Origin of the sequence: Enhygromyxa salina, from assembly GCF_002994635.1 — a bacterium.
In the GTDB taxonomy this organism is placed as follows: Bacteria; Myxococcota_A; Polyangia; order Nannocystales; family Nannocystaceae; genus Plesiocystis; species Plesiocystis salina_B.
In genome coordinates, this window is the sequence record NZ_PVNL01000139.1 from 92,040 (window position 1) to 115,780 (window position 23,741).

19 protein-coding genes are annotated in these 23,741 nt (G+C 67.2%); 11 read left to right on the plus strand and 8 right to left on the minus strand.

Annotated elements, in window-relative coordinates:
- The first annotated feature begins 118 nt into the window (after positions 1 to 118).
- The 3 genes from ENSA7_RS38480 to ENSA7_RS38490 are packed head-to-tail and all read left to right on the plus strand — an operon-like array spanning position 119 to position 5,644.
- Entirely contained in the window at positions 119 to 1,405 is a 1,287-nt protein-coding gene (locus tag ENSA7_RS38480; RefSeq protein ID WP_146158634.1) for a TolC family protein, read from the plus strand.
- Positions 1,402 to 2,514 (plus strand): efflux RND transporter periplasmic adaptor subunit, encoded by a 1,113-nt coding sequence (locus tag ENSA7_RS38485; protein WP_106094417.1) that lies wholly within the window; start codon positions 1,402 to 1,404, stop codon positions 2,512 to 2,514. The genes ENSA7_RS38480 and ENSA7_RS38485 overlap by 4 nt, the downstream gene beginning before the upstream one ends.
- Position 2,515: 1 nt before the next feature.
- Positions 2,516 to 5,644, plus strand: a complete 3,129-nt coding sequence (locus tag ENSA7_RS38490; protein WP_106094418.1) for an efflux RND transporter permease subunit — start codon at positions 2,516 to 2,518, stop codon at positions 5,642 to 5,644.
- 16 nt (positions 5,645 to 5,660) lie between these two features.
- Here ENSA7_RS38490 and ENSA7_RS38495 read toward each other — a convergent pair whose 3' ends face one another.
- A complete protein-coding gene (locus ENSA7_RS38495; RefSeq protein WP_146158635.1) occupies positions 5,661 to 5,924 on the minus strand; it encodes a hypothetical protein in 264 nt (87 codons plus the stop codon).
- Positions 5,925 to 5,994: 70 nt separating this feature from the next.
- On the minus strand, positions 5,995 to 7,722 hold the full coding sequence (locus tag ENSA7_RS38500) for a SulP family inorganic anion transporter (protein WP_181234523.1): 1,728 nt from the start codon (positions 7,720 to 7,722) through the stop codon (positions 5,995 to 5,997).
- A 269-nt stretch (positions 7,723 to 7,991) separates the two neighbouring features.
- Here ENSA7_RS38500 and ENSA7_RS38505 point away from each other — a divergent pair, with 269 nt between their 5' ends.
- The 3 genes from ENSA7_RS38505 to ENSA7_RS38515 all read left to right on the plus strand — a co-directional run bounded on the left by ENSA7_RS38505 (position 7,992) and on the right by ENSA7_RS38515 (position 11,779).
- Complete coding sequence (locus ENSA7_RS38505; RefSeq protein WP_146158636.1) at positions 7,992 to 9,518, plus strand: sensor histidine kinase; 1,527 nt, start codon at positions 7,992 to 7,994, stop codon at positions 9,516 to 9,518.
- Positions 9,515 to 10,954, plus strand: coding sequence for a sigma-54-dependent transcriptional regulator (locus ENSA7_RS38510; protein WP_106094422.1), 1,440 nt, complete (start codon positions 9,515 to 9,517; stop codon positions 10,952 to 10,954). Before ENSA7_RS38505 ends, ENSA7_RS38510 begins: the two co-directional genes overlap by 4 nt.
- 321 nt (positions 10,955 to 11,275) lie before the next feature.
- On the plus strand, positions 11,276 to 11,779 hold the full coding sequence (locus ENSA7_RS38515) for a P-loop nucleotide/nucleoside kinase family protein (RefSeq protein WP_106094514.1): 504 nt from the start codon (positions 11,276 to 11,278) through the stop codon (positions 11,777 to 11,779).
- An 88-nt stretch (positions 11,780 to 11,867) separates the two neighbouring features.
- Here the strand turns inward: ENSA7_RS38515 and ENSA7_RS38520 are convergent, their stop codons facing one another.
- Positions 11,868 to 13,892 carry a Kelch repeat-containing protein gene (locus ENSA7_RS38520; protein WP_181234524.1) on the minus strand — a complete coding sequence of 675 codons (2,025 nt, stop codon included), beginning with the start codon at positions 13,890 to 13,892 and terminating at the stop codon, positions 11,868 to 11,870.
- Positions 13,893 to 14,205: 313 nt separating this feature from the next.
- On the opposite strand from ENSA7_RS38520, the gene ENSA7_RS38530 reads away from it, so the two are divergent.
- From ENSA7_RS38530 to ENSA7_RS38540, 3 genes are read left to right on the plus strand one after another with little or no spacing between them, the layout of a single operon-like run.
- On the plus strand, positions 14,206 to 15,021 hold the full coding sequence (locus ENSA7_RS38530; RefSeq protein ID WP_181234525.1) for an HmuY family protein: 816 nt from the start codon (positions 14,206 to 14,208) through the stop codon (positions 15,019 to 15,021).
- Complete coding sequence (locus ENSA7_RS38535) at positions 15,018 to 15,680, plus strand: DUF3501 family protein (RefSeq protein WP_106094426.1); 663 nt, start codon at positions 15,018 to 15,020, stop codon at positions 15,678 to 15,680. Before ENSA7_RS38530 ends, ENSA7_RS38535 begins: the two co-directional genes overlap by 4 nt.
- Positions 15,665 to 16,267, plus strand: coding sequence for a peroxiredoxin (locus ENSA7_RS38540; protein ID WP_106094427.1), 603 nt, complete (start codon positions 15,665 to 15,667; stop codon positions 16,265 to 16,267). The genes ENSA7_RS38535 and ENSA7_RS38540 overlap by 16 nt, the downstream gene beginning before the upstream one ends.
- Before the next feature lie 94 nt (positions 16,268 to 16,361).
- Here the strand turns inward: ENSA7_RS38540 and ENSA7_RS38545 are convergent, their stop codons facing one another.
- Genes ENSA7_RS38545 through ENSA7_RS38555 form a run of 3 tightly spaced genes read right to left on the minus strand, consistent with a single transcriptional unit; the run spans position 16,362 to position 19,179 of the window.
- Positions 16,362 to 16,577 carry a hypothetical protein gene (locus ENSA7_RS38545; RefSeq protein ID WP_106094428.1) on the minus strand — a complete coding sequence of 72 codons (216 nt, stop codon included), beginning with the start codon at positions 16,575 to 16,577 and terminating at the stop codon, positions 16,362 to 16,364.
- A 39-nt stretch (positions 16,578 to 16,616) separates the two neighbouring features.
- Positions 16,617 to 17,219, minus strand: coding sequence for an HmuY family protein (locus ENSA7_RS38550; RefSeq protein WP_106094429.1), 603 nt, complete (start codon positions 17,217 to 17,219; stop codon positions 16,617 to 16,619).
- A 13-nt stretch (positions 17,220 to 17,232) separates the two neighbouring features.
- On the minus strand, positions 17,233 to 19,179 hold the full coding sequence (locus ENSA7_RS38555) for a TonB-dependent receptor plug domain-containing protein (RefSeq protein WP_181234526.1): 1,947 nt from the start codon (positions 19,177 to 19,179) through the stop codon (positions 17,233 to 17,235).
- A gap of 345 nt (positions 19,180 to 19,524) precedes the next feature.
- On the opposite strand from ENSA7_RS38555, the gene radA reads away from it, so the two are divergent.
- Positions 19,525 to 20,940, plus strand: a complete 1,416-nt coding sequence (gene radA / locus ENSA7_RS38560; protein WP_106094431.1) for a DNA repair protein RadA — start codon at positions 19,525 to 19,527, stop codon at positions 20,938 to 20,940.
- Between the two features lie 238 nt (positions 20,941 to 21,178).
- Complete coding sequence (locus ENSA7_RS38565) at positions 21,179 to 21,514, plus strand: hypothetical protein (protein WP_146158638.1); 336 nt, start codon at positions 21,179 to 21,181, stop codon at positions 21,512 to 21,514.
- Between the two features lie 61 nt (positions 21,515 to 21,575).
- Here ENSA7_RS38565 and ENSA7_RS38570 read toward each other — a convergent pair whose 3' ends face one another.
- The gene (locus ENSA7_RS38570) at positions 21,576 to 22,718 is read right to left on the minus strand and encodes a DUF7168 domain-containing protein (RefSeq protein ID WP_181234527.1); all 1,143 of its coding nucleotides are present in this window, start codon (positions 22,716 to 22,718) and stop codon (positions 21,576 to 21,578) included.
- The gene (locus ENSA7_RS44670; RefSeq protein ID WP_181234528.1) at positions 22,694 to 23,596 is read right to left on the minus strand and encodes a TlpA family protein disulfide reductase; all 903 of its coding nucleotides are present in this window, start codon (positions 23,594 to 23,596) and stop codon (positions 22,694 to 22,696) included. The genes ENSA7_RS38570 and ENSA7_RS44670 overlap by 25 nt, the downstream gene beginning before the upstream one ends.
- Positions 23,597 to 23,741 lie beyond the last annotated feature (145 nt).

Consider the following 23,741-nt stretch of genomic DNA (forward strand, 5'->3'; position numbering starts at 1 on the left):
TCGATCTGGCTTGCCGCATGGTTGCGCCGTGCCGCTGATTGCTCGATCTTGGAGGCCCCGCCGGCGCCCGCGCGAGCGCGTGGGCCAGGTAGTGGCGCTGGTCGCAGGTCTCGCATGCGTGAGCCTGCTGCAGCCCGAGACCGCCGCCGCGCTCGCCGTGCCGCAGGAGCGCGATGGCGGCCAGGTGTTCCGTCCCAGCGCCGAGCTCGGGCTCGAGGACCTGCAGGAAATCGTCGGCGAGGGACTGGCCGATCTCGAGGCCGCAGCGCTGCGCGTTGACCTCGCTCGCGCCGACGTCCGACAGAGTCGGCTGCTGCCCAATCCGATCCTCGATCTCGAGTATGGAACGATCCCATTTGGGACCACCAATCCAGCGGATCTCGACCGCCCCTTTGCCAACATTCCCAATTACGGGGTTGGAGTCGCCTATCCGATCGAGCTGGGTAAGCGGCGTCCGCGGATCCAGCGGGATCGCGCGCTCGAGCGGGGTGCCCGAGCGGAGCTGGACGCGGTCACTCGGAGCCAAGCGCTCGAGCTGGCGGCCACGCTCGGCGAGCTGGCGACGGCGATCCTCCGGCTCGAGGGCTTTGAAGAGATGGTCGCCGACAGCGAGCGCTCGGTCGCGGCCGCCGAGGTCCGCGTCGCGACCAGCTTCGGTGTGCCGCTCGACGTGGATCGGCTCCGCGTCGAGCTCACGCGCACCGAGCAGCTGGTGCTCACGGCCCGCAGCGACATCAGCCGCGCGCTGGCCGACTGCGCGACCCGAGTCGGCCGCGCGTGCGAGCGCTTCGTCGACAGCAGCGCGGCGCGAGCCTACCTCGAGGCATGGATCGCCGCGGACCCAGGCGAGGTTGCGATCGAGGAGCGCCCCGATCTTCGGGCCCTGTCCGAGTACGGCGAGGCGGCCAGCGCCAGCGAGCGGCTCGCTCGGGCCCAGCGGATCCCCGATCCGACCTTGCGCGTTGGCTACACCCACGACCGGTTCTGGGTGTCGGGCAACCAGATGAACTCGTTCACGATCTCGCTGAGCTTCGCGCTGCCGACCTTCGATCGGGGTCAGGCGCAGCGCCAGGCCGCCGAGGCCCAGACGCACCGACTCGGGGCCGAGCGCAGCAAGCGAGTCGCGGCTACCCAGGCGCAGCTCCCCGACCTCGCCCGCCAAGTCGAGCTCGAGCGCGATCGTCAGGTGCTCCTGCGCGACGACGCGATCCCGGCCGCGAAGCGAATCGCCAGCGCGATTGAGGACGCGGCCGAGAGCCGCCTGACGACCATCACCGAGGTCGTCCAAGCCCGTCGAACGCTGCGCGAGCTGCTGCTCGCCGAAGCCGAGGCCTACGCGGCCGCCTATGAGGCCCGCCTCGAGCTCCTGCGCGTGCTCGCCCCTCCGAATGAGACCAAGCCATGATTCGCTCGACCTTCCCAGCCGTTTTGATCCCGCTCCTGTTCACGCTCGCCTGCGCCGAGGCCGAGGGCCAGCCGCCCCGACACTGGGCGGTCGACGACGGCCGCGTGTCCCTCGGCCAGTCGACCCCGGCCCGGTTCGAGCTCGCCGAAGTGACGACCGGCGAGCCGCTCCCCGCTCCCAAGGTCACGGGCCGGGTCCAGGCGGTGGAGCTGCTGACCTCGCCCAGCTATCCGCCGCTGGCCGGTCGAGTCGAGGCGACACGTGTGCGGATCGGCGACCAGGTCGCCGAGGGCGATCCGCTGGTCCAGGTCCGGACCACGGATCTGCCCGCGCTCGAGGGTGAGCTGGCGAGCGCCCGACTCCAAGTTCAGACCAAGGCGGCGACGGTCGAGAAGCTCGAGCGCATGGTCGAGGCCAAGCTGACGGCCGAGCACGACCTGATCATCGCGCGCGCGGAGCTCGATGAGGCCCGCCTGAGCGCGCGCACGGCCAGGGCCCAGCTGCGCTCGCTGTCGGTGGCTCGCTCGGGCGACTCGAGCTTCTGGATCCTCGCCCAGCGCAGCGGCACGGTCGTCCAGCTCGACGCGACCCTGGGTCAGCAGGTCGGGCCCTCGCAAGCGCTCCCCGTCGCGACGATCGCCGATCTCGACGAGGTCCTGGTGATCGCCGACGTCCCCCAGCGAGAGGCCGCGCGCCTGCAGGTCGGGGCTCAGGCGTGGGTGACCACGCCGGGCTCGATCCACGCGCCGGTCGCTGGCGAGGTCGAGCTGGTCTCGGCGCTCGTCGACCCCGATCGCCAGACCGTCCCGGTTCGGGTGCGGGTCGCCAATAACGAGCGAGCGCTCCGCCCCAACGCCTACGTCGACGTCGCGTTCACGGCCGTCGACCAGGATCCGGTCGTGCGAGTGCCGGCCGGCGCGGTCGTCCGCGACGGGCCGCAGACGATCGTGTTCGTCGATGTCGGGACCCGCAGCTTCGAGATCCGGAAGGTCGAGGTCGGGCGGCGCTCAAAGAATGAGGTCGAGGTCATCCGGGGACTCGCGAGCGGCGAGAACATCGTGACGACCAACGCACTGCTGCTGCTCAACGCTGTCGACCTGGACGCCTGACATGCTCGACGCACTCGTCCAGTCGTCGCTTCGCCACCGCTTCGCGGTGATCCTCGCTGCTGTCTTGATGCTGGCCTGGGGCGCGCACGCGTTCTCCGAGCTGCGGATCGAGGCGTTCCCCGACCCCACCGACACCCAGGTCAACATCATCACGCTCAGCACTGGCCAGCCCGCCGAGGAGATGGAGCGACAGGTGTCGATCCCGATCGAGCGGGCGGTCAACGGCACGCCAGGGCTCGCGCGGGTCCGCTCGATCAACCTGTTCGGGCTCTCGTTCGTGACCTTGACGTTCGGCGATGGGGTCGAGCCATTGTTTGCTCGGGCCCAGGTGCTCGAGCGGATCCGAACCGTCGACCTGCCCGAGGGCGTGACCCCGGAGCTCGGCTCGCTCAGCACCCCGATCGGCGAGATCTACCGCTACACCCTGCGCGGGCCGCAGACCGACCCCATGGAGCTGCGGACCTTGCAGGAGTGGGTGGTCGCGCCGCGGTTGTCACGGGTCGCCGGGATCGCGGACGTGGTCAGCTACGGCGGGCTGTTGCGCGAGATCCAGATTCGCCCCGATCCCGTGGCGCTCGCGGCCAAGCAGCTGACCCTCGCGGAGCTCGAGGCCGCGCTCTCGCACGCGTCGATCAACGCGTCCGGCGGCATCATCGAGGAGGGCGTCGAGCAGCTGGTGATCCGCAGCCGAGGTCTGTTCGAGGACCTCGACGACATCGCCTCGGTCGCGGTCGCGACCCGGGCTGGCACGCCGATCCGACTCGACGAGGTCGCCTCGGTCCAGGAGGGCTGGGCGCCGCGTCAGGGCATCGTCGGCCGAGAGGACCAGTTCGACGTGGTCGAGGGCATCGTGTTGATGCGCCGCGGTGAGAACCCGAGCCAGGTGCTCGACGCCCTGCGAGCCGAGATCGAGCTGATCAACGGGCAGGTCCTGCCCGACGGCGTCGAGATCTCGACCTTTTACGATCGGACCGAGCTGGTCGACACGACCCTGGCGACGGTCGGGCGCAACCTCGCCGAGGGCGCGCTGCTTGTCGTGTTCATCCTCGCGGTGTTCCTGCTCGACCTTCGCGCCGCGCTGATCGTCGCGGTCGTGATCCCGCTGTCGCTGGCGTTCGCGTTCGCGTACCTGCACATGCGAGGCATGGCCGCGAACCTGATCTCGATGGGCGCGGTCGACTTCGGGATCATCGTCGACGGGGCCGTGGTGATCGTCGAGGCGATCGCCGTGCGGATGGCTGCGGACGGCTCCGCCAGCGAGGCCGCGCTCTCGGTCAGCGATCGGATTGAAAAGGTCTTGAAGGAGGTGGTCCGGCCGACCGTGTTCGCGCTGCTGATCATCATCGCCGCGTACCTGCCGATCTTCTTGTTGCAGCGGGTCGAGGGCCGGATCTTCGCGCCCCTGGCCCACACCGTGGTCGCGGCCCTGGTCGGCGCGCTGGTGTTCTCGATCACCCTGGTCCCAGTGCTCGCAACCTTTGCCTACCGCAAGCCACGCAAGCACCGAGAGTCGCCGATCCTGACCCTCGCCCAGGCCATCTACATGCCGAGCTTGAAGGCCGCGCTGCGCCGACCTGCGCTGGTGATCGCGGTCGCGGTTGGCTCGCTGATCGGCTCGGCTCAGCTGCTCTCGCAGCGCGGCACCGAGTTCTTGCCCGAGCTCAACGAGGGCGCCCTCTACCTGACCTTCACGCTGCCCTCGAACGTCTCGCTGACCGAGGCCCGCCGGCTCGCGCCAACCCTGGCCAAGATCGTCGATCAGTTCCCGGAGGTCGAGACTCACCTGCATCAGATCGGGCGGCCGGAAGACGGCACCGACGCCACGCTCTCCAACAACCTGGAGTTCTTCGTCAAGCTGCGGCCGGCCGCCGAGTGGCCCGACGACACCCCCGACCTCGCCGCGCTGGTGGCCAAGATGGGCGCGTCGTTCGACACGATCCCCGGCCTGGAGATCAATTTTTCCCAGCCGATCCGCGACAACGTCAACGAGAACATCTCGGGTCAGTTCGGTCAGGTCGCCCTGAAGATCTACGCCGACGATCTCGAGACCCTGCAGAGCGTCGCCGAGGCGACCAAGCTGGCCCTCGCCGACGTCCCCGGGATCGCCGACCTCGGCATCGTCAAGAGCGGCGAGGTTCCGCAGATCCAGATCGCGCCGCGCCGCGAGTGGCTCGGTCGCCATGGGCTGACCATGGATGACGTCCAGAGCTATCTGGCCGTCGCCCTCGGCGGCCAGGCGGTCGGCGAGCTGTGGGAGGGCGAGCGCGTGTTTGCGGTGGTCCTGCGCCTGCCGGACGCCTCGCGCGAGACCGTCGAGGCGATCTCGGCCCTGCGGATCCCGACGGCCTCGGGCGCCCTCGTGCCGCTGAGCTCGGTCGCCGAGGTCGGCGTCGACTATGGCCGGGCGTCGATCAACCGCGAGAACGGCCAGCGCTACATCGGCATCCGCATGAACGTGCGCGGGCGCGACCTCGGCAGCTTCGTTCGAGACGCTCGCGCGGTGGTCGAGGCCGAGGTCGAGACCCCAGCGGGGGTGACCATGCAGTGGGGGGGCGAGTTCGAGTCGAAGGAGCGGGCGATGAAGCGGCTCCTGCTCGTGGTCCCGGTCGCGCTGGTGCTGACCCTCGCCCTGCTGTTCAAGGCCTTCGACTCGCTCCCGATGGCCTTGCTCGTGCTCTTGACCGTTCCCTTCGCGCTGGTCGGCGCCGCGCTCGGGCTGTGGATGTTCGACATGCCGGTCTCGATCGCGGCGGCGGTCGGCTTCATCGCGCTGGTCGGGCAGACCTCGCTCAACGGGGTCTTGGTGCTCAGCGCGGTCGAGGCACGGCGCCGGGCCGGGCTCGGGCTCGACCAGGCGATCTTGCGAGGGGCTCGGGACCGGTTGCGACCGGTGTTGATGACCGCCGGGCTCGCGGCGTTTGGGTTGATCCCGGCTGCGCTGTCGCAGTCGATGGGCGCCGAGACCCAACGACCGATCGCGGTGGTGATCGTGGGCGGCACCATCTCTGCGGCCCTGCTCACCTTGCTGGTGCTGCCGGTCATGTATCGCGCAATGATGCGGGCACATGGCCACCTGAGGTGGCGCCGCGAGCCGAGCGACACCGATAGCTCGGGCGACGGGGCGTCCTAGCAGCTCGTCTGTCGAGTCAGCGACGAGCCCACTCGTCGAGGGACGCATCCGCGTAGGCCTCAGGATCGTCGAAGTCGTCGCGTTTGGCCTCGCGGACCAGCTCGGCCCGCAGCCCACGACGCGCGCGCAGACGGGTGATCGCGGCGACCAGCAGGCATCCACAAGCCAGCGCCGTCGCGAGCCCGGAGTTTGGGCCGTGCCACAGCAGCGCGCCGGCGACCAGGCCGAGCAGCGCCGCGACCATCCCGGCCAGGGTGAAGTGCGTCGCGGTGTTGCTCATCGCAACCCGCAGCAAGGGCGACCCCGTGAATGGGGCGACAGGCCGGCGAGCCCTGGGTCGGCCCGCGTGTTCAGGACTCGGGGACTGCCCGGCGAAGCGCGTCTCGTGGATCATAGCTGTTACCTTTGGTGGTTGGCTGAGGGCTTGAAGGACTGGAGTTGCGAGGGCCAACGTCAGCGACGAGCCCAGTGTCATCGAGGCTCGGAACCAGCTTGACCTCGCTGAGCTCGGGACCCATGAGAATCTCGATTAGCGGTGTTCCCCGCTCGCCGATCCCGCTGACCCATACCCGAACGTCCCCGCGCACGACCAATCGCTCGATCGCCTGGACCAGCGCGCCCGCGCCCGAGATATCGATGGTCGGGACCGCGGACAGCTCGAGCACAACAGCCTCGACGCCGGTCTCGAGCTCGTCGACGACCTCGGCGAGCTTCGCCTGGGACCCAAAAAACAGCGGACCCGCCAGCCAGATGATCTGCGCGCGCCCGGTCGGAGTTGCGACTTCGGTCAGGGTTGGCGGGGTCTCGAGCGAGGCTGCGCTGGCAAACTCGCGTTGCTCGTGGGCAAAGTGGGCCAGGGCCGCGACGACGCCGATCAACACGCCCAGGACAAAGTCCGTCAGCAAGATCCCGGCCGCAGTGACCAAGAAGATCACGGCTTCGTAGCGAGCATGGGTCCAGAGCTTGTAGAGCAGCCGCCACTCGATCAGCCGCCAGCCCACGACCAGCAAGATGCTGGCGAGCGCGACCAGCGGGATGAATGTGACGAGCGGCGCGAGGACCAGCACGACGAGGGCGAGAACCAGTGACTGGACCAGCGGAGCCAGTCGCGTGGTGGCGCCAGCTTCGATGGCCGCGACCGAGCGGACGACCGCGGCGGCGACCGGCATGCCGCCAAAGCTGGCGCTCGCGATGTTGGCGACGCCCTGGGCGACGAGCTCCTGATCCGTTTGGTTGCGCGGACCGCCGGTCCGGCCGTCGACGGAGACCGCACACAAGAGCGAGTCGATCGAAGCAATGATCGCGAGCGCGATGGCCTCGGGGATCAACGCTGGGATGTCGACATTCTCGAGGTTTGGCAGCCGTGGCGCAGGCCAGCTCCCGTCGAGCGGCGCGACCGTCGGGATCTCCCAGCCCAGCCCCAGCGACGCGATCGCGATGACCAGCGCGACCAGCGGGGTCGGGATCCGCTTGTGGAGACGCGGCAATAGCACCATCGTCACGATCACCACGCACCCGATCGTCACTATCTTGGGATCAATGATGTTCAATGAGCCCAGGGTCATGTCCGAGACCAGGCGAATGTCCCCGGGTAGACCCAATAATCGCGGGAGCTGACTGTCGAACACCAAGATGCCGACGGCCGCCAGGAAGCCACCAATTACCGGAAGTGGGATCGCGCGGATGAGGCCACCGACTCGAAACAACCCCAAGCCGATCTGCAGCATGCCCGCGAGCAAGGTTGCGAGGATCAGCCCGTCGAATCCGTGGCGTGTGACGATCTCGAAGGTGATTGGGGCGAGCGCGACCTCCGGCCCGGTGATCTGCAGCCGTGATCCACCAAGGACCGCGCCGAGCACACCTGCGATTGCGCCGGTAACCAGACCCACGGCCGCAGGCAGGCCGCACGCGAGGGCCAGCGCCAAGTTGAGCGGTAGCGCGACGAGGGCGACCGTTATCCCCGCTGCGATGTTGCGCGGGATCTCGGTATGAAACGCCGAGTGCCACGACGCGAGGGTTGCGCGCGCGACCCCTCGCCAATACGCGGATCCCGACAGCGATTCGAGTGGGGCGGGCATCGAATCGCAGCCCCTTACACAGACTGTGCCATGCGATGTGGGTAATCTGCGCATCGCAGGATCGGGCCCACTCACGAGTGTTGCGGATAGGCGCAATTGCAATGAGCGTCGGCCGCGCCCAACCTGTCGGCGAGAACTGACAGGTGTCGGGAACCGCGGTCAACACCCGCGGAAAGCACGACCAAAACCGGCCGACCGACGAGACACGATGTGGTGAATCCGTTCGCGCGGACTGGGTGGCGGTCGGCGAACCGCGTAGTATCCGAGCTGTGACGCAGCGACCTACTGGCGACGAAGTCGAAGCGCTGGCGACCGGGCGAACCCCGATTTTTCGTTGGTTGCTCGGCTCACACTGCGTCCCGGTTTTGGTGGTGTCGGTCGCCGTGGTCGTGATCCTCGTCGGCCTCGTGCATGTCACCTCGCTGCTGCGGACGCTGGCCGAGCAGGAGCTCGAGTCGCTCCACGACGAGGGCGGATTGCATCGGGCGGCGTGGACCCTGGACGTCAGCATGCGCCACGGGGAAGGCGACTGTCGCAGCGGTCAGGCACCGGACCCACCGCGCGAGCGTGTCTCGTTCAGCGAAGCCCGGCTGCGGACGATGCTGGGGCAGGTCCAAGCGGATGTCGCCGCGCCAATGCGGCAGCTCTCACTGGACTACCTCGAGCTGGCCGAGGAGATGCAAAGTCGGCGCGGGTGTGAGGGTCTGCTGGCGCCGGACTTGCTCCGGCGCCGAGCGCTGCTCGACGAACAGCTGACCAACGTCTGGGTCTCGCGGCTGCAGGAGCTACACCGCGAGGTCTCGCGCAAAGATCGGGACGCCCGCGAGTTTGGCAACGCCGCAGCGATCGGCGGCATCTTGATCGCCGGATTGTCGCTGGTCGTGGCGGTTGTCGTTGCTGCCCGTGCAGCCGGAGTCCTCACCCGAGCGCTCGCCAACTTGACGGAGACTGCCCAGCGTGTCGGCCGCGGTGACTTTCGAACTCCCGTCAGCATCGGCAATCCTCCGAGTGAGCTCGCCGACTTCGGCGATGAGCTCGAGCGCATGCGCCTGCAGCTCGAGCAGCTCGAGACGCTCAAGCAAGAGATCCTCGCGTCGATCTCACACGAGCTGCGCACGCCCTTGTCCAAGATCCGCGAGTCGCTCGCGCTGTTGCAAGATGGTGTCGTCGGCGAGGTCGACCCGCGCCAACGCAAGGTCGTACAGATCGCGCGCCGGGCTTGCGAGTCCGAGATCCGCATGGTCACGACCTTGCTGGATCTGTCGCGGCTGCGGGCCGGCAGCCCCGTTCGCCGCCACCCGGGCGTCAGCCTCGATCATCTCGTCGCGCGAGCGATCGACGACGAGCGCGCCGTGGCCGATGAGCGCGGGGTCGCCATCAAGCTCGAGGCCGCGGGTGACTCACCGACGGGCAACTTCGACTCGGTCATGATCGAGCGCGCGATCGCCAACCTGATCCGCAACGCGATCGCCGTCTCCAATCGCGGGCAGACCGTCACGGTGCGGCGTACCTTCGTCCACGACCGGCCGGGCGCGCGGACCTGGGCGTGCGTGCGCGTCGAGGACCATGGGCCCGGGGTCCCGGAGGAGATCCGCGAGTCGATGTTCAACGCATTCGTGACCCGTGCCGTACCCAACTCGGCCAAGAGCGTGGGCATCGGCATCGGGCTGTCGCTTGCCCGCGAGATCGCCTCGGCCCACGCGGGTGAGCTCGACTGCCCTACCCAGCCGACCGGCGCTGTGTTTCGGTTGTGGCTGCCCCTCGACGATCAACCTTCCCCCTCCACGACTTCATGAACCGATCCAGGACACCCCGCCCCCACGTCGTCGTCGTCGACGATGACTGCGATCACTGCGTGCTCTTGGCCCTACGCCTCGAGCACCACGGCTATCGCGTGACGACCGAGCAGACCGCTCGGGCGGCGCTCGAGGTGCTCGAGCGCGAGATCGTCGACGCGATGATCGTGGACGTTCGGCTCGATCAGGAGGACGGCCTCGACCTGCTCGTCAACATCCAGTGCCGGTCCCTCGACTTGCCGGTGATCATGCTGACCGCGCACGGCAGCATCGAGACTGCAGTCGAGGCCATGAAGCGCGGTGCCTATGGGTTCTTGACCAAGCCCTTCGACGATCACGAGCTGCTACAGAAGCTCGAGCACGCGGTCGAGCGCATCCAGCTGCGCCGCGAGGTCGCGGGGCTCCGGCGGATCGTCGGGTCGTCGGGTTCGGAGCCGCGGTTGCTGGGGGCTAGCGCACAGATCACGGCGGTCCGCGACATCATCGCCCGGATCGCCAGCGCCGACGCGACGGTCCTCGTTCTCGGTGAGTCGGGGACCGGCAAGGAGGTCGCCGCGCGATGCATTCACGCGCTGTCGAGCCGCCGCGACGCGCCCTTCATCGCGATCAACTGCGGGGCACTCCCGGCCGATCTGCTCGAGAGCGAGCTGTTTGGTCACAAGCGTGGAGCGTTCACGGGCGCGGTCCAGGACAAGCTCGGGCTGTTTGGCGCCGCGCACCAGGGGACCATGCTGCTCGACGAGATCGGAGACGCGCCTGCCTCGGTCCAGGTCAAGCTGCTGCGGGTGCTGCAAGAGCGCAGCTACCTGCCGGTCGGCGCGTCGACGCCAGTCAAGACCGATGTTCGGGTCATCGCCGCCACCAACCGTGACATCCGCAGTGACGTCGCCGAGGGTCGGTTCCGCGAGGACTTGTTTTACCGGCTGCACGTGGTCCCGCTCGCGATGCCACCGCTGCGCGAGCGGCCCGAGGACATCCCCTTGCTCGCCGAGCTGTTCTTGAGCCAGACCTCGGCCAAGCACGGCCTGACCACACCGCACCTGAGCCACGATGCGCTGCAGCTGCTGCTCGCCCACCCGTGGCCGGGCAACGTGCGCGAGCTCGCGAACGTCATTGAGGGCGCGACGTTGCTGACCACCGACGGGGTGCTGCGTACCCACCACGTGTTCGCAGTCTTGCCGCATCCCAGCTTGACCGAGCTCGCGTCCCGGCGCCCGCCGCCGACCCTCGATCTCCCCCAGGTGCTGTTGGGGGTCGAGGAACTCCCGCCCATGCGCGAAGCTCGGGAACGGTTTGACCGCGCCTACCTGAGCGAGGCGCTGCGCCGCGCCGCCGGAAATGTGAGCGCCGCAGCCAAGGTCGCCGGCCGCAACCGCACCGATTTTCACGACCTGCTTCGGCGCCACGGCATCGAGGCCAGCGAGTTTCGACCCTGAGTCTCCGTGGTCGTGCGTCCGCAGCCGCACGCATCCCGCCGACTTCGGTCAATGAGTGCGCGAGAACCCCGCGGTCGACAGTGCGATCAAGCTCCAGCTAGATTGGCCACGTCATGACGACGAGCAGCAAGGACCACGAGCAACCCGGACGGTTCGTGACCTACGAGGACATCCCCGCGCGGCCGAACACCCGTTTTACGAGGCACTGGAGGCCGTTGTGACGAAAAATGGTTTTCGACCGCTCCGTCGTGCGCGAGCGTTTGTCACGAGCGCGCGAGTCTGAGCCCGCACTGACTTCGCGGTAGCTGAAGAGTGCTCACGATGAAAACCAAAGGCACATTGCATCTCATTGTCGGACCTGTCGGAGCGGGAAAGAGCACGTTTGCCCGTCGAAGCACGGCACGACATGGTGGGGTTTTTCTGGATCTCGACTCTTGGATGGTGCGGCTCTACGGCGCGGACACGCGTCCCCCAGAAGATGTGCTTGCCTGGTATCTAGAGCGCCGCGAGCGTTGTCGAGGAATGGTTTGGGACACTTCGCTGGACATTCTCGCGTCCGGCACCGATGTCTTTCTCGAGCTCGGTCTCGTGTCGGCTGTGGAACGCGAGATGTACTACGCGAAGGCGCGGGATGAGGATCTCGAGCCCGTGGTCTATCTGCTCGACGCACCGAGGGACGTGAGGCGTGAGCGCGTGGCTCAGCGCAACGCCTCGGCGGGAGCTCACACCCAAATCGTGCCGATGGAGCTGTTCGAACGCGCCTCCGATGCCTGGGATCCCCCATCGGAAGCGGAGCGGAAGGCTCTCCGCATGATCGACGTCTAGTTCAGTCACGGCCACGCGCGCTTGGCAGACGGGTGGCCGTGCCATGTAGCAGCACAGTCGCTCGGGGTGCTCGCGCTCGCCGCCAGCTTCAGGTCTCGCCGACGCGGATCAGCGCGACCTTGGCCTGCGACACGCCTTCAAAGTGCGCCGAGAACAACAACAAGCGCCCGTTGAACTCGAACGCCCGCAGGTGCTTCGGCGGCAAGGGGATCTCGTCGAGGACGGTCGTCCACTGATCCCCACGAGGGTCGTAGCGCAAGACCTCGAGGTTCGGCTCGAGCCCGGCGTCACCCATCTTCGAGCCGCCAACGAGGTACAGCGCCTCACCGATCACCACGAGCTGGGCCGAGAGCAACTGCGACGGCGGACAGCTGAAGCTCGACCAACTCTTGGTCGCGAACTCGAAGGCATCGCAAGTCGTGACGGGCGCAAAGTCACCGTGCATGCCGCCGACCATGTAGTAACGCCCGTCGAGCACCGCGCCTCCGAACGCCCGGCGCGGCGACGGGAGGGTGACCCCGCTGGGCTCGAAGCTGGCGCTGGGGTCGTCGGCTGGCGCGACCAAGACATCGGTGCGGTGATCAAAGGCGGTGTCGCCCTCGCGCGCCGGGTCGTAGTCGAGGCCACCAAACACCCACAGCTCGCCGCCGTGGGCGGCCAGTCCAAACTGGCTGCGGGTCCCCTTTATCGCGCCCGGCCGCTCGGTCCAGGCGTCGGTGGCAAAGTTGTACTGGTAGGCGTCGCCGTGCGTGCGCGCGCTCTCGCCATCGTGACCAAAGCCGCCGACCGCGAGCAGGCTGTCGCCAACCATGACTGTCTGCATGGTCTGCCGACGCACGGGCAGCGGCGCGATCTCGGACCAGGTCATGGACGGGAGGTGAAGTCGAAAGCCCTCATCCAGGAAGTCTTCGGCCCCAAAGTCATGCTGCTCGATGCTGCGGTTGCCCCCAAACAAATACAGCGCATCCCCAGCCACGACCATGCCCATCCTATTCTTGGCCTGCGCGGGGCTGTCGATCCGCCACACACCCAGGATCGGGTTTGGGTTCGGGTCATTGATGGCCACACGCTCGACCTGGCGGGTCCGGGCGTCCTTGCTCATGCCGTGAATGCCACCCACGGCAAGCAGCTGGCCTTCGGTCTCGACGATCTGATGAAAGAAGCGAGGGAAGCTCAAGCTGCCTGCGCGGACCCACTGCTCGGCACCGGGCGCGAGACCGTAGATCACGCCGTCGTCACCGGATGCGAAGACCGTGTCACCGACGGCCGCCGCCGCCAGCCCGAACGCCGAACCCGGAAAATCGGGGCCCCGCGACCAGCTGCCGGTCGACGGATCATAGATATTGACCTCCGCGCTGATGCTGCGCGTGTCGTCCATGCCGCCGAGCGCGTACAGCTTGCCGCCAGCGGCAGCGACCCCGAGCGCGCGGCGACGAAACGGCGCAGCAAACGACTTCCAGGACGGCGTGGCTTCGCTCATGTCGAGCGAGAGCGCCTGATCTCGAAACACACCCGAGTCACTGTCGCCGTCGAGCGCCCAGCCCCCGAGCACGTAGATGACCTGATCGATCACCGCGATCTCGTGCGACGAACGCGGCTGGGGCAGCGGCGGTCCTTGGGTCCAAGTTCCGGTGTCTGGCTGGTAGAACGCGACCTCGGCGAGCGAGCGCATGTCGGCGGGCTGGCCGGGATCATTGTGGATCCGCATGCCCCCCACACGAACGATCTGACCATTGACGGCATCGAGGGCCACAGACTGCAGGGCCACGACTTCGCCGAGCGTCTCCCACTCCCGGGCCCCGGCGGACAAGCGCAGGAAGCCACTGGACTGCCCAGTGTTGTCGTAGCGGTGGGGCGTACCTTGGTAACCGCCGAGCACATAGACGTCGTCGCCAAGGTTGGTCGCACCAAAGCTCGTCACCCCCTCGGGCAACAGCGGCGGACCCTGCTCCGCGTCGACCTTCCACGCTGGCGAGGGCGCGGGCGCGTCGGCTTGGGCGGTCGGCGCGACCACGTTGGCGGCCTCTCGCTCGGTCGCCGCGCAGCCGAGCAGCAGGCATACGAGGTACAAAGATGGCGTTTGCCACGAGCGAGGATTGTTGGGTGTGTTCACGGCGTCTCCTGAATCGTCCGTCGAGCTCATCTTGGAAAACGAAAAATGTTCATATTGACGATTCGGTCGTCGCCATTCCCAATCACAGCGCACGCGCCGGCTCGATTTGAGGTCGTGGTCGCGGACCCACGAGCCCTGCCTTCGGGTCCGTCGCCAGGTGGTGCGCAGTTACCGTCGTCCGCGTGGCGAGCGAACGCAGGACCTGTTACCACAACTGAAAACGGTATTCAAAATCGTACTTGAGAGATTGCTCGCGTGGAATTTTCTGGCCAGATACTTAAATTCCTCAATAATTTAATTGAAAATCAATTTCATGATCATTTTAAAGCAAGCGCTGATCACGCTCATCGCGGTCACCACGTGCCTCGCTTGCGAGAGCTCGGGCGACGAGATGAGCGAAGAGACGACCGGCGATGCCGACACCAGCGGCGACGGCGACGGCGATCCAACTGGTGACGGCGACGGCGATCCAGCTGGCGACGGCGACGGCGATCCAGGCGAGCTCATCTGCGAAGACGCGCTGATCTTGGATCTCTCCCTGCAAGAGAAGGTCGCCGAGGGAGCGGTGTCCTCCACCGAGGACGGCGACGACTGGCTCAGCTCCGTCGACGCCTCCGCTGGCGGGACCATGGCCGCGGCGATGAACCCGTGGGTCTACATGCGCTTCGGCGACGCGGGCCTCGAGAAGGTCGAGATTGATGACTACGCCGCGCTGAGCTCGGACGCCTGGGACATCGCGGCCAAGCGCTTTGGGATCCGGGCAAACAGCGGAAACTCGGGGCCTGGCATGGTGGGAGTCGCGGCCGCCGCGGGCAGCTACGCCGACGTCGACGTCGCCCCCGATCCGAGCAGCTTTGCGATCGAAGACTTCTACACCGACGACTGCGTGTTGATCGAAGACATGTCTGGGCTCCCGGGCAACCCGGCCTACGCGATGGCGAACTGGTGGGGCTACGCGGGCTGCGTGACGACCTCGAACCAGGTGTTTGTGCTGTCGCTGCCCGACGACCGCATGGTCAAGCTGACGGTCGAGGCTTACTACGCCGAGGGCCAGGCCGCGTGCAACGAGAACGGGACCATGGGCTCGGGTTCGGCTGAGATGACCTGGCGCTGGCGGTTCTTGGAATGACGATCATCGCCACGCGCGCGATCCTCGATGCGCCTACCTATGCGCGAGTCCGCGACGAGCGGCTCCGCGAGCTGATCGAGCACAAGGCCCCGCGTCGTGTCGAACTGGGCAGCTACATCGGGCTGTTGTTCGAGAGCGACGCGACTGTGATCGGCCAGATCCAAGAGGTCGTCCACGTCGAGAACAAGCGCCATCCGGCCCAGATCCGCAGTGAGATCGACGAGTACGCCTGCCTGCTGCCGGGGCCCGGGCTGCTGACGGCGACCCTCATGGTCCACGCGGGCGGGCCGGCGATCGGGGCGACCTTGTCGTCGGAGGTGCACGCCAACTTTGGGGTCGTCAGCCTCGAGATCGGCGAACGGTCCAGCCCCTGCCACGTTCTGCGTCCCGACGACGCTGGGCCCGCCGCGGTTCACTACATTGGGTTTGCGGTGGGCCGGTCAGCGATCGAGGCGCTGCGTGATGGGCTCCCGGCGTTCCTCTGTCTGCGCTCGAGCGTCGAGTCACTACGCTCGCCGCTCGCCGCACCGTTGCGCGCGGCGCTGCTCGCAACCCTCGTCCACCATGATCGAGCGTCCACCAACATCCGCGCTCGCTCGATCCCTCAAACAAACACCGTAACAAGCACCCAAAAGGACACACAATGCCCAACTTGGTAGGTCACCCCGCACCCGACTTCAGCTGCTCCGCCGTCATGCCCGACGGGACGATCAACGAGGCGTTTCGGTTCGCCGATGCGATCGAGTCAAAGTACGCGCTCTTGTTCTTCTATCCGCTCGACTTCACGTTTGTTTGCCCATCGGAGTTGATCGCGCTCGATCGTCGGATCGAGCAATTCCAGGCCCGGAACGTCGAGGTCGTCGGGATCTCGGTCGACTCCGTGTTCACGCACAACGCCTGGCGCAACACGCCGACCAGCGAGGGCGGGATCGGTCCGGTCCGCTACACCCTGGCCGCGGATCTGACCCACACGATCGCGCGCAGCTATGGGGTCGAGACCGCGGACGGGGTGGCCCTGCGCGCTGCGATCATCATCGACAAGACCGGCGTGGTCCGCAGCGCGACGATCAACGATCTGCCGCTCGGCCGAAACATCGATGAGCTGATCCGGCTGATCGACGCCCTGCAATTCCATGAAGAACACGGCGACGTGTGTCCAGCCAACTGGCGGAAGGGCGACCAGGGCATGACAGCGTCCGCTGAGGGGGTCTCTGCGTATCTGGCCGAGCACGCCGGCTCCCTGTGACCAAGGACGCCGGATCGTGACCGGTGTGCCGGACCATGTCGAGGACCGGGCTCGAGCGTCAGCCACCCGGTCCCGTCCGCGTCGTCTGGTTGGATCAGTGCTGCAACAGGTCGTTGATGTCGATGCCCTCCACCGGGCCATTGATTCGAGCGCTCGCGCGTGTCAGCACGGTGGCGAGCAGGTCGAGCGCGGACGGGCGCAGCCGCAGGGTGACGGGCCCGACGTCGACATGAACGATTTCACAGGTGTGACAATACTTGACGCGGTATCCGCGATCGTCGACGAGCAATTCGAGGTCGTGTGGATGCATGGTCTGTGATCTCCCTGATTCGTCATTGGATTGATTAACCTAATTGAGCGCGGCCCAGTCGAAGCTCACAAAGCCCGAGGTCCCCGCGCTGGAGTAGTAGTCGACGAACTGCAGCTTGAACACGGCCCCCTCGCTCGACCGGACCAAGTAGACCCGATCTTTCGGGGTCAAAACGTGCGTCATGAAGTCGTAGTCGTACCAGTCTACAAACGCGGTGTCGGGATCCATGTCCTCGTCGTCACCGTCGGCTTCATCGGTGATCCACTGGACGTCGCTGGGGACTGCAAGGAGCGAGTCGAAGGCTTCGCCGTCGAGAACGGCCACCTCGACCCCGGCGTCGCCGTGGATACCACCGTCAACGATGACGTCGTACCGACGAAAGCCCAGATCCCACCCGGGATCATCGAGGCTGGTCTCGGTCCCCATATCGAGGTCGAGATCGAGGTAGACATGGTCTGCCTCGTCGGTCCCGTCGACCTGGGTGCGTGTCACGCCCTCGCCCTGATCCTCGTGCTCGATCAAGCCCGAGTCCTCGTTGGCGGCGTCGTCCCCGTCGAGGCCGAGGTCCTCGGCGCAGGCCGGCATCAGGAGAACGCACAGCGAGAGAGCAGCGATGTTGTTGATGTGTCGGAGCGTGATCATGGGTTTCCTTGGGTCAGTACGCGACGCTGAGTCCGGCGTAGAAGCTACGGGGTGCGATCAAGGTGAACTCGGCGTCGCCGGCATCGAGCAGGTTCTCGGCCCCGACAAACAAGGTCAGGTAGCGGAGCAGCCCCTGGCTCAACCGGGCGTCCACGGTGGCGTAGGCGGGCGCGAGCGCTTGCCCGCTCGCGTCGCCGTCGTCGCTCGTGTACGGGCGGGGGCTCCACGCGGCCGCGCGGGCGAACAAGCGTGTGCCCCAGCGCCGCTGGTGAAACTCGAAGGCGAGCGCCCCTTGATGGCGCGAGCGCCCCACCAACGGCAGGTCGTTGATCTGATCGCGCGCGTCGAGCCAGGTGTAGGAACCGGTCACCATGAAGTGACGCAGGAACTCCACGCTGGTCTTGGCCTCGACGCCGCGGGTATAGGCGGTCCCAATGTTGACGTAGCCAAACACCTGCAGCCCGTCGGTGTCGGCCTGGGTGACGACGTCGGTCGTGATCAAGTCACGCAGGCGATTGTCGAACACGCCAAGCCCGAACAGCAGGTGCTCGGTCGGGGTCCAGGTCGCCCCGAGATCCAGCGTCCACGCCTGCTCCGGTCGCAAGCCCGGGTTCCCGCTGACCCGGTAGCCCACGCCGGGGTTGGCGAACGCCAGGTACATGTCCCGGAAGCTGGGCGCTCGGTAGCCGCGCCCGTAACCGACACGCAGCATCAGCTGCTCTAGCGGGCGGACCAGGAGCGCGAGGCGACCGGTTGGATAGGTGCCAAAGTGGCTGTCGAAGTCGACCCGGACCGCGGGCACGAGCATGTAGCGGCCCGACGAGCCGGGCGACCACTCGTCTTGGGCAAACAACGCGAAGCGCTGGCGCTCGATCGTGCTGCTGCCCTGCTCGTCCATGACCCGCGAGGTCTCGAGCCACTCGAGCTGAAGGTCCACGCCCGTGGTCACGAGGTGGTGGCCCGCGACCTGCTCGAGCTGGACACCGATCTGGCCGATGTGATCGTTGGTCGGCTGGTACTGGTCGAGCGCATCGTCGCCGCGCTGGTCTTGGCGAAACTGGTCGCGGAAGAAGTTGTGGTGGGCGACGACCTCGAGCTGGTTGTTCGCGCCGCGCCACGCCCCACGCAGCGTCGTGTTGCTGGTCTCGGTCAGGTTGCGGCGGTCGATGATCGCCCCCGAGCTGGTCACATCGACGCCGCTCGAGCTGCGCCGGAGGTAGTCCCCGCTGACGCGCAAGCGCAGCGGCGCGACTGGTTCGAAGCGCGCGCCCACGCCCACGTTCCACGAGCCAAAGCCGTCGCCCGTGGTGCCGATGTCGCTGGGATCCGCGTCCCAACCGTCGCTGCGGTGGTAGCCGCCCGAGCCGCTGAGCCCCCACCTGCGCCCGCCTCCCGCGACCCGAGCGCTGGCGTCCACGGTCGTTCGGCTGGCGTACGAGGCCCGGCCTTCGACCTCGACCCCGGGCTCCGGTGTGCGCGTGACGATGTTGACCACGCCACCGAGCGCGTCGGCGCCGTAGAGCACCGAGCCGGCGCCCTGGACCACCTCGATGCGCTCGACGTTCTCGACGTTGAAGCGGCGCAGATCGATCGCGCCCCCGATCCGCCCGGTCACCCGCTGGCCGTCGACGAGGATCAACACCTGCTCGGCGTCGAGCCCACGCAGACGCAGTGAAGTACCGTTGAAGCCCGTCGAGGTCTGGACGCTCGAGCCCGACTCCTCGAGCGCGTCCGCGACGTTGCGGGCCCCCGAGCCGACGATCTCTTCACGTGTGATGACCTCGGTGGCGACCGGCGCCGTCGCAGCGTCGTGCTCGGTGCGGGTGCCCGTCGACACCACGATGACGCGCTCGTCCTCGCTCGCCTCGCCCGAGACCTCGTCGCCCGGGCGGACCCACTCGGGCACCCGCGCTTGCTGGGGACCAGCGAACAGTCGGGGCACGAGGAGAACGCAGAACATGGCTGGACCGGCCCACATCAGGGAGCGCTTTGTCTAGTCCAATTGAAAATTAAAGTCAAAATCGAAATATTGGATATGGGCCTGATGGCTCTCTGTGTTGCCAAAATTCTTGTAATTGAGAAGCATTTTCATGATTTTTGCTTCCCGGGCTCGGAGCTTGGGCATGCGCGGCCCGCACGAATCACCCCGCGGACCGTCACCCGATCGTCGACCGGTCCATGAAAACCGCTGGCGCGCCGAACGTGGAGCCGGACAGGACGGCGTCCAATTCGTCGCCCATGACGACGCCCGAGCTGACGCCAGCCGGGGCCGAGCCAACGGCGGCCCATGGTAGTCACTGCCGCGATGGCCAAGTCCAAGTCCAAGACCCGCTGGGCCTGCAACTCATGCGGCGCCACGACCAACGGGTGGTTCGGCCAGTGTCCGAGCTGCCGCGAGTGGAACACGATCCAAGAGCAGACCGAGCGGCCCGCGGCCGGGGAGCGGGTCGTGCTCGCGGCTCCCGGCGCCAAGTCGAAGCCGGTCCCGGTCACCCGCGCCCAGGCTGACGCCGCCGGGGAGTCGCGGCTGCGCACGGGGATCAGCGAGTTCGATCGGGTCCTCGGCGGCGGCCTGGTGCCCGGCAGCTTGGTGCTGCTCGGCGGGTCTCCGGGGATCGGCAAGTCGACGCTGCTGCTGCAGGCTTGCGCGGCGCTGGTCGGCGAGGGTGAGCAGGGCCGCTCGGTCCTGTACGCGAGCGGCGAGGAGTCGGTCGCCCAGGTCGCAGCCCGGGCCGCCCGGCTGCGCGGGGGTGAGTTTCGCGGTGGTGACGAGCGCCTGCTGTTGGTCGCCGAGACCCGAATCGAGTCGATCCTGGATCACGCCGCCACGCAGCGCCCCGACGTGCTGGTGGTCGACTCGATCCAGACGGTCTACAGCGACGCGCAAGACGGCCTGCCCGGCAACATCAGCCAGATCCGCAGCGTCACCGGGCACCTGCTGAGCTGGGCCAAGACCAGCAACGTGCCAGTCGTGATCGTCGGTCACGTGACCAAGGACGGCCAGCTCGCTGGGCCGCGCTTGCTCGAGCACATGGTCGACGCGGTGCTCAGCTTCGAGGGTGACGAGGAGCGAGCCACCCGAATGTTGCGGGCCAGCAAGAACCGGTTTGGCAGCACGGCCGAGCTGGGCGTGTTCGAGATGACCGGCCTCGGTCTGCGCGAGGTCCAAAACCCGAGCGAGGCGTTCTTGGCCGACCACCCCGAGCAAGCGATCGGCTCGGCGGTCACGGCCTCGCTCGAGGGCTCGCGGCCGCTGCTGCTCGAGGTCCAGGCGCTGCTCGGGCCGAGCCCCGGCGGCTACCCGCGGCGCACCTGCGTGGGCGCAGATCCCAACCGCCTCGCGATGTTGCTGGCGGTGCTCGATCGCCACGCGGACCTATTTGTGGTCGACCAGGACGTGTTCGTGAACGTGGCGGGCGGGCTCCGCCTGAGCGAGCCCGCGGCCGATCTCGCGGTGCTGCTCGCGGTCGCCAGCTCGCACCTGCGCAAGCCGATCCCCAAGGGGACGGTGATCATTGGCGAAGTCGGGCTCACGGGCGAGCTGCGTCGGGTCCCGCGAATGGACGAGCGCCTGGCCGAGGCCACGCGGCTCGGCTTTACCCGGGCGATCGTGTGTGGGCGCGGGCGCAAGGCTGACAAGCCAGCCAAGCCCGCCCGCGCGAGGCTCGAGCTGATCGAGGTCGAGACCGTGGTCCAGGCGGTCGAGGCGACCTTCGAGTGATCGCGGCAGGCCCGGACGCTTCGCTCTAGCGCGTAGATCAGCTCGGGTTACTGCACGATCTGCGGACCCCGGCAGCCTGCACAAAGTCATGGCCGCAGGGACAGGCGCACGGTATATTTTTCATATCTTCTTCGCGATGATTGCCTAGCCTCTGCGAAGATAACCCGTATACAAGCCATGGTCGTCATTCAAAGTGTCGCCATATTCGGCATTCAGCGATCAACAGGAGAGAAACACCATGGCAACAGTCAAATACAAAGCAGGGGATCGCGTCACCATGACGGTGACGCGCGCAGACAACGTTCTACTGGGCTACTTGGCCGAGAGCACCAATGTTCGACGCAAGATCTACGAGCGAATGACGGACTACGATGCGAGGTTTCAGGACGAGATCGACCTGACGCCGTCGTTCCGGTCGGGCAATCAAGACATGTTGGTGACCGCCATCAACTGCTCCAGCGCCGGCCACGTCGAGTTCTTGATCGAGGTCAACGGCAAGGACCAATACCGCGTCTCCGAGACGCTGGGCCAGAACAAGAGCAAGTCCTGGCACGTGAACTTCCAGAAGAGCTGAGCTGCTCGACTACAGATAGCGGAGGGCCAAAGTGGCCTCCGCTATTTGTACTGTCTCGTTCTCAACTGCCCGCGGCTTCGAGGGCTGGGGGTCGGGCGGTGGGGCTGCCGCCTGACGCGATGGGGCGGGACAGCACGATCTGCCGTCCGGCCTTGCTGCCCTGCTCGAACGCGTAATTGTGGCGTGCGTCGCCAGGTTGAACGTACTGCAGCGTGGGATTGCGGCGCCGGAAGTAGACGCCGAGCTCGGGCGCAGGCACCCAGACCAGGCCCTGCGCTTGCAGCCGTTGGTCTTGGGCCTCGAGCTTGGCCTCGAAGCCCTGCATCACCCCAGCGAGGAACGACAGGCGCTCGCTCGGATGCGCACTCGGGCGCGCGTACTCGGACCACAGGCGCCGGGCGGTCTGGCTGGCGAACGCGTGCACGTGCTCGGCGATCAATAGATTGGCCTCGAGCCCGCAAATCTCGAGCACGCTGCCGCGCTTGCCTGCACGGGGCAGATAGACGGGCAGCCACGCGCTCTCGACGAAGAAGTAGTCGTTGAGGATCTTGGCCAGCCGCCGATCGTGCTCCCGCAGCGGCCCGCACGGGCGGCCGAGCCGGCGAAAGCCGTAGTGTTCATGCTCGGACCTCGCGCGCGGCTCGGTGTCGGTCATGTTCGCGATGTTGAGCTTGAGCATGAGCCGACGCGCGGTCGCGGCCGCGGCTTCGGCCTCGTGGCGGTTGGGGCTCTGGGCGAGCGCGAGCAGCTTGTGGATCCTGCTCACGGCTCGACTCGAGGGATCGCGCGGGTTCGCGGCTGGGCCTGGCCGTGGCTTGCCGGTTGAGCGGGTGCTGATGGCCAGCCGCGCGCAGATCCGCCGGAAGGTCGGGCCGTGGCGGCGCTCGTCGACGCACAGGCGCTCGTCGATGAACTGCAGCACGACCTCGCGCTTGAGGGTCTCGAGCACGTCGCCCCAGTCGTACTCCAGCACCAAGGTCCGCGAGATCTCGAGGCTGCGCAGCGGCGCGCTCCAGTGGGCCAGGGGCGCGGGCGGGTCCGACAGGCGGACGACCGGGAGTCGCAGCGCGCTCTTGAAGTAGGCGTAGTTGATGCCGCGCCACTCTTGGACCAGGCGCGCGAGCAGCTTGGCCTCGAGCTCGACGCTCAGCCGCGCCGCCTCCTGTGTCGCGCGCTCGCTCAGAGGTACTGCTCGACGAACCACAGGGCCAAGAACGGGTTGTCCCCGGGCCCGGGCACGCCCCAGTACTCGACGGCCATGTTGAAATCGAGCAGGAAGAAGAACGGGTACTGACCGCCGTTGTAGATGTCGCGGACCCCTTGGGTCTCGTCGACGAGCACCGGGATGTGGTTGTCCTGGTGGATCGAGTACCAAGACTGCGCGTCGCTGAGCGTGGGCGCCCCGCCACCCGCGTCCTCGACGATCACGGTGATCCACCAGATTCGCAGGCTGTAGACCTTTTCGCGGACCGTCGGGTAGGTTTGCTGCAGCGACGCGGTCTCGGCGGTGTCGGCCCCGGAGATCCACTCGGCCATGTTGTGGCACGGCCCGCACCACTGCGCCGACAGATCGATGATCATGTACGAGGGCTCGCCCGTGTCGTTGATCGTGAAGTTGTTGAAGTCGTAGATGTCGACCAGGTCGCCGTGCTGGTCGAGGAACTCGGCGCGCGGGAACGGGCTGCCGGCCTCGGTCGTGGACGTGGCCCAGCTACCCTGAGGGAGCTCTGCTTTGGTCGGGCTATAGGGCCACCAGCCCTGATAGATGCGGCTGGACTGGTCGAGCGGATCGGTGCCCTCGATCAGCTCCCAGCTGTCCCAGTAGTTGTCGGCGTCGGTGTCCTTTTTCTTCGGGTCGGTCCCGAGCTCGGCTTCTTCGGCGTCGGTCAGGCCGTCTTGATCGCTGTCGGGATCTGCGGGCTCGCCGGTCTCGGTCTCGGTCTCGGTCTCACCCGTGTCGCCAGCGTCCGCGTCCGCGCTTCCGTCGTCGGCGTTGGGGGAGTCGTCGCTCCCGCCGTCGCAGGCAGAGGTACAGAGCAGGGCGCTAACACTGGCAAGAATGACGAGCTGATGTGGTTTCACGAAGATCTCCGACGCGTGGGTGCGGCGCCAACATAGCACTTCTGACCCCGACCGCGGTGAGAGCACACGGTAAATTTCAGGCCGGAACCAGGGCGGCTTCACCGCCTCACCAGGCTGGATAATCGGCCATCGAAGCCGGCGCGTG

Excerpts from the sequence above, each read along its gene's own strand:
- ENSA7_RS38535 (WP_106094426.1), top strand. The coding sequence starts at position 15,018 with ATGACGATCATCGCCACGCGCGCGATCCTCGATGCGCCTACCTATGCG.
- ENSA7_RS38495 (WP_146158635.1), bottom strand. The coding sequence starts at position 5,924 with ATGAGCAACACCGCGACGCACTTCACCCTGGCCGGGATGGTCGCGGCG.
- ENSA7_RS38540 (WP_106094427.1), top strand. The coding sequence starts at position 15,665 with ATGCCCAACTTGGTAGGTCACCCCGCACCCGACTTCAGCTGCTCCGCC.
- ENSA7_RS38565 (WP_146158638.1), top strand. The coding sequence starts at position 21,179 with ATGGCAACAGTCAAATACAAAGCAGGGGATCGCGTCACCATGACGGTG.
- ENSA7_RS38545 (WP_106094428.1), bottom strand. The coding sequence starts at position 16,577 with ATGCATCCACACGACCTCGAATTGCTCGTCGACGATCGCGGATACCGC.
- radA (WP_106094431.1), top strand. The coding sequence starts at position 19,525 with ATGGCCAAGTCCAAGTCCAAGACCCGCTGGGCCTGCAACTCATGCGGC.
- ENSA7_RS38515 (WP_106094514.1), top strand. The coding sequence starts at position 11,276 with ATGAAAACCAAAGGCACATTGCATCTCATTGTCGGACCTGTCGGAGCG.
- ENSA7_RS38550 (WP_106094429.1), bottom strand. The coding sequence starts at position 17,219 with ATGATCACGCTCCGACACATCAACAACATCGCTGCTCTCTCGCTGTGC.
- ENSA7_RS38530 (WP_181234525.1), top strand. The coding sequence starts at position 14,206 with ATGATCATTTTAAAGCAAGCGCTGATCACGCTCATCGCGGTCACCACG.
- ENSA7_RS38490 (WP_106094418.1), top strand. The coding sequence starts at position 2,516 with ATGCTCGACGCACTCGTCCAGTCGTCGCTTCGCCACCGCTTCGCGGTG.
- ENSA7_RS38555 (WP_181234526.1), bottom strand. The coding sequence starts at position 19,179 with ATGTTCTGCGTTCTCCTCGTGCCCCGACTGTTCGCTGGTCCCCAGCAA.
- ENSA7_RS38500 (WP_181234523.1), bottom strand. The coding sequence starts at position 7,722 with ATGCCCGCCCCACTCGAATCGCTGTCGGGATCCGCGTATTGGCGAGGG.
- ENSA7_RS38510 (WP_106094422.1), top strand. The coding sequence starts at position 9,515 with ATGAACCGATCCAGGACACCCCGCCCCCACGTCGTCGTCGTCGACGAT.
- ENSA7_RS38485 (WP_106094417.1), top strand. The coding sequence starts at position 1,402 with ATGATTCGCTCGACCTTCCCAGCCGTTTTGATCCCGCTCCTGTTCACG.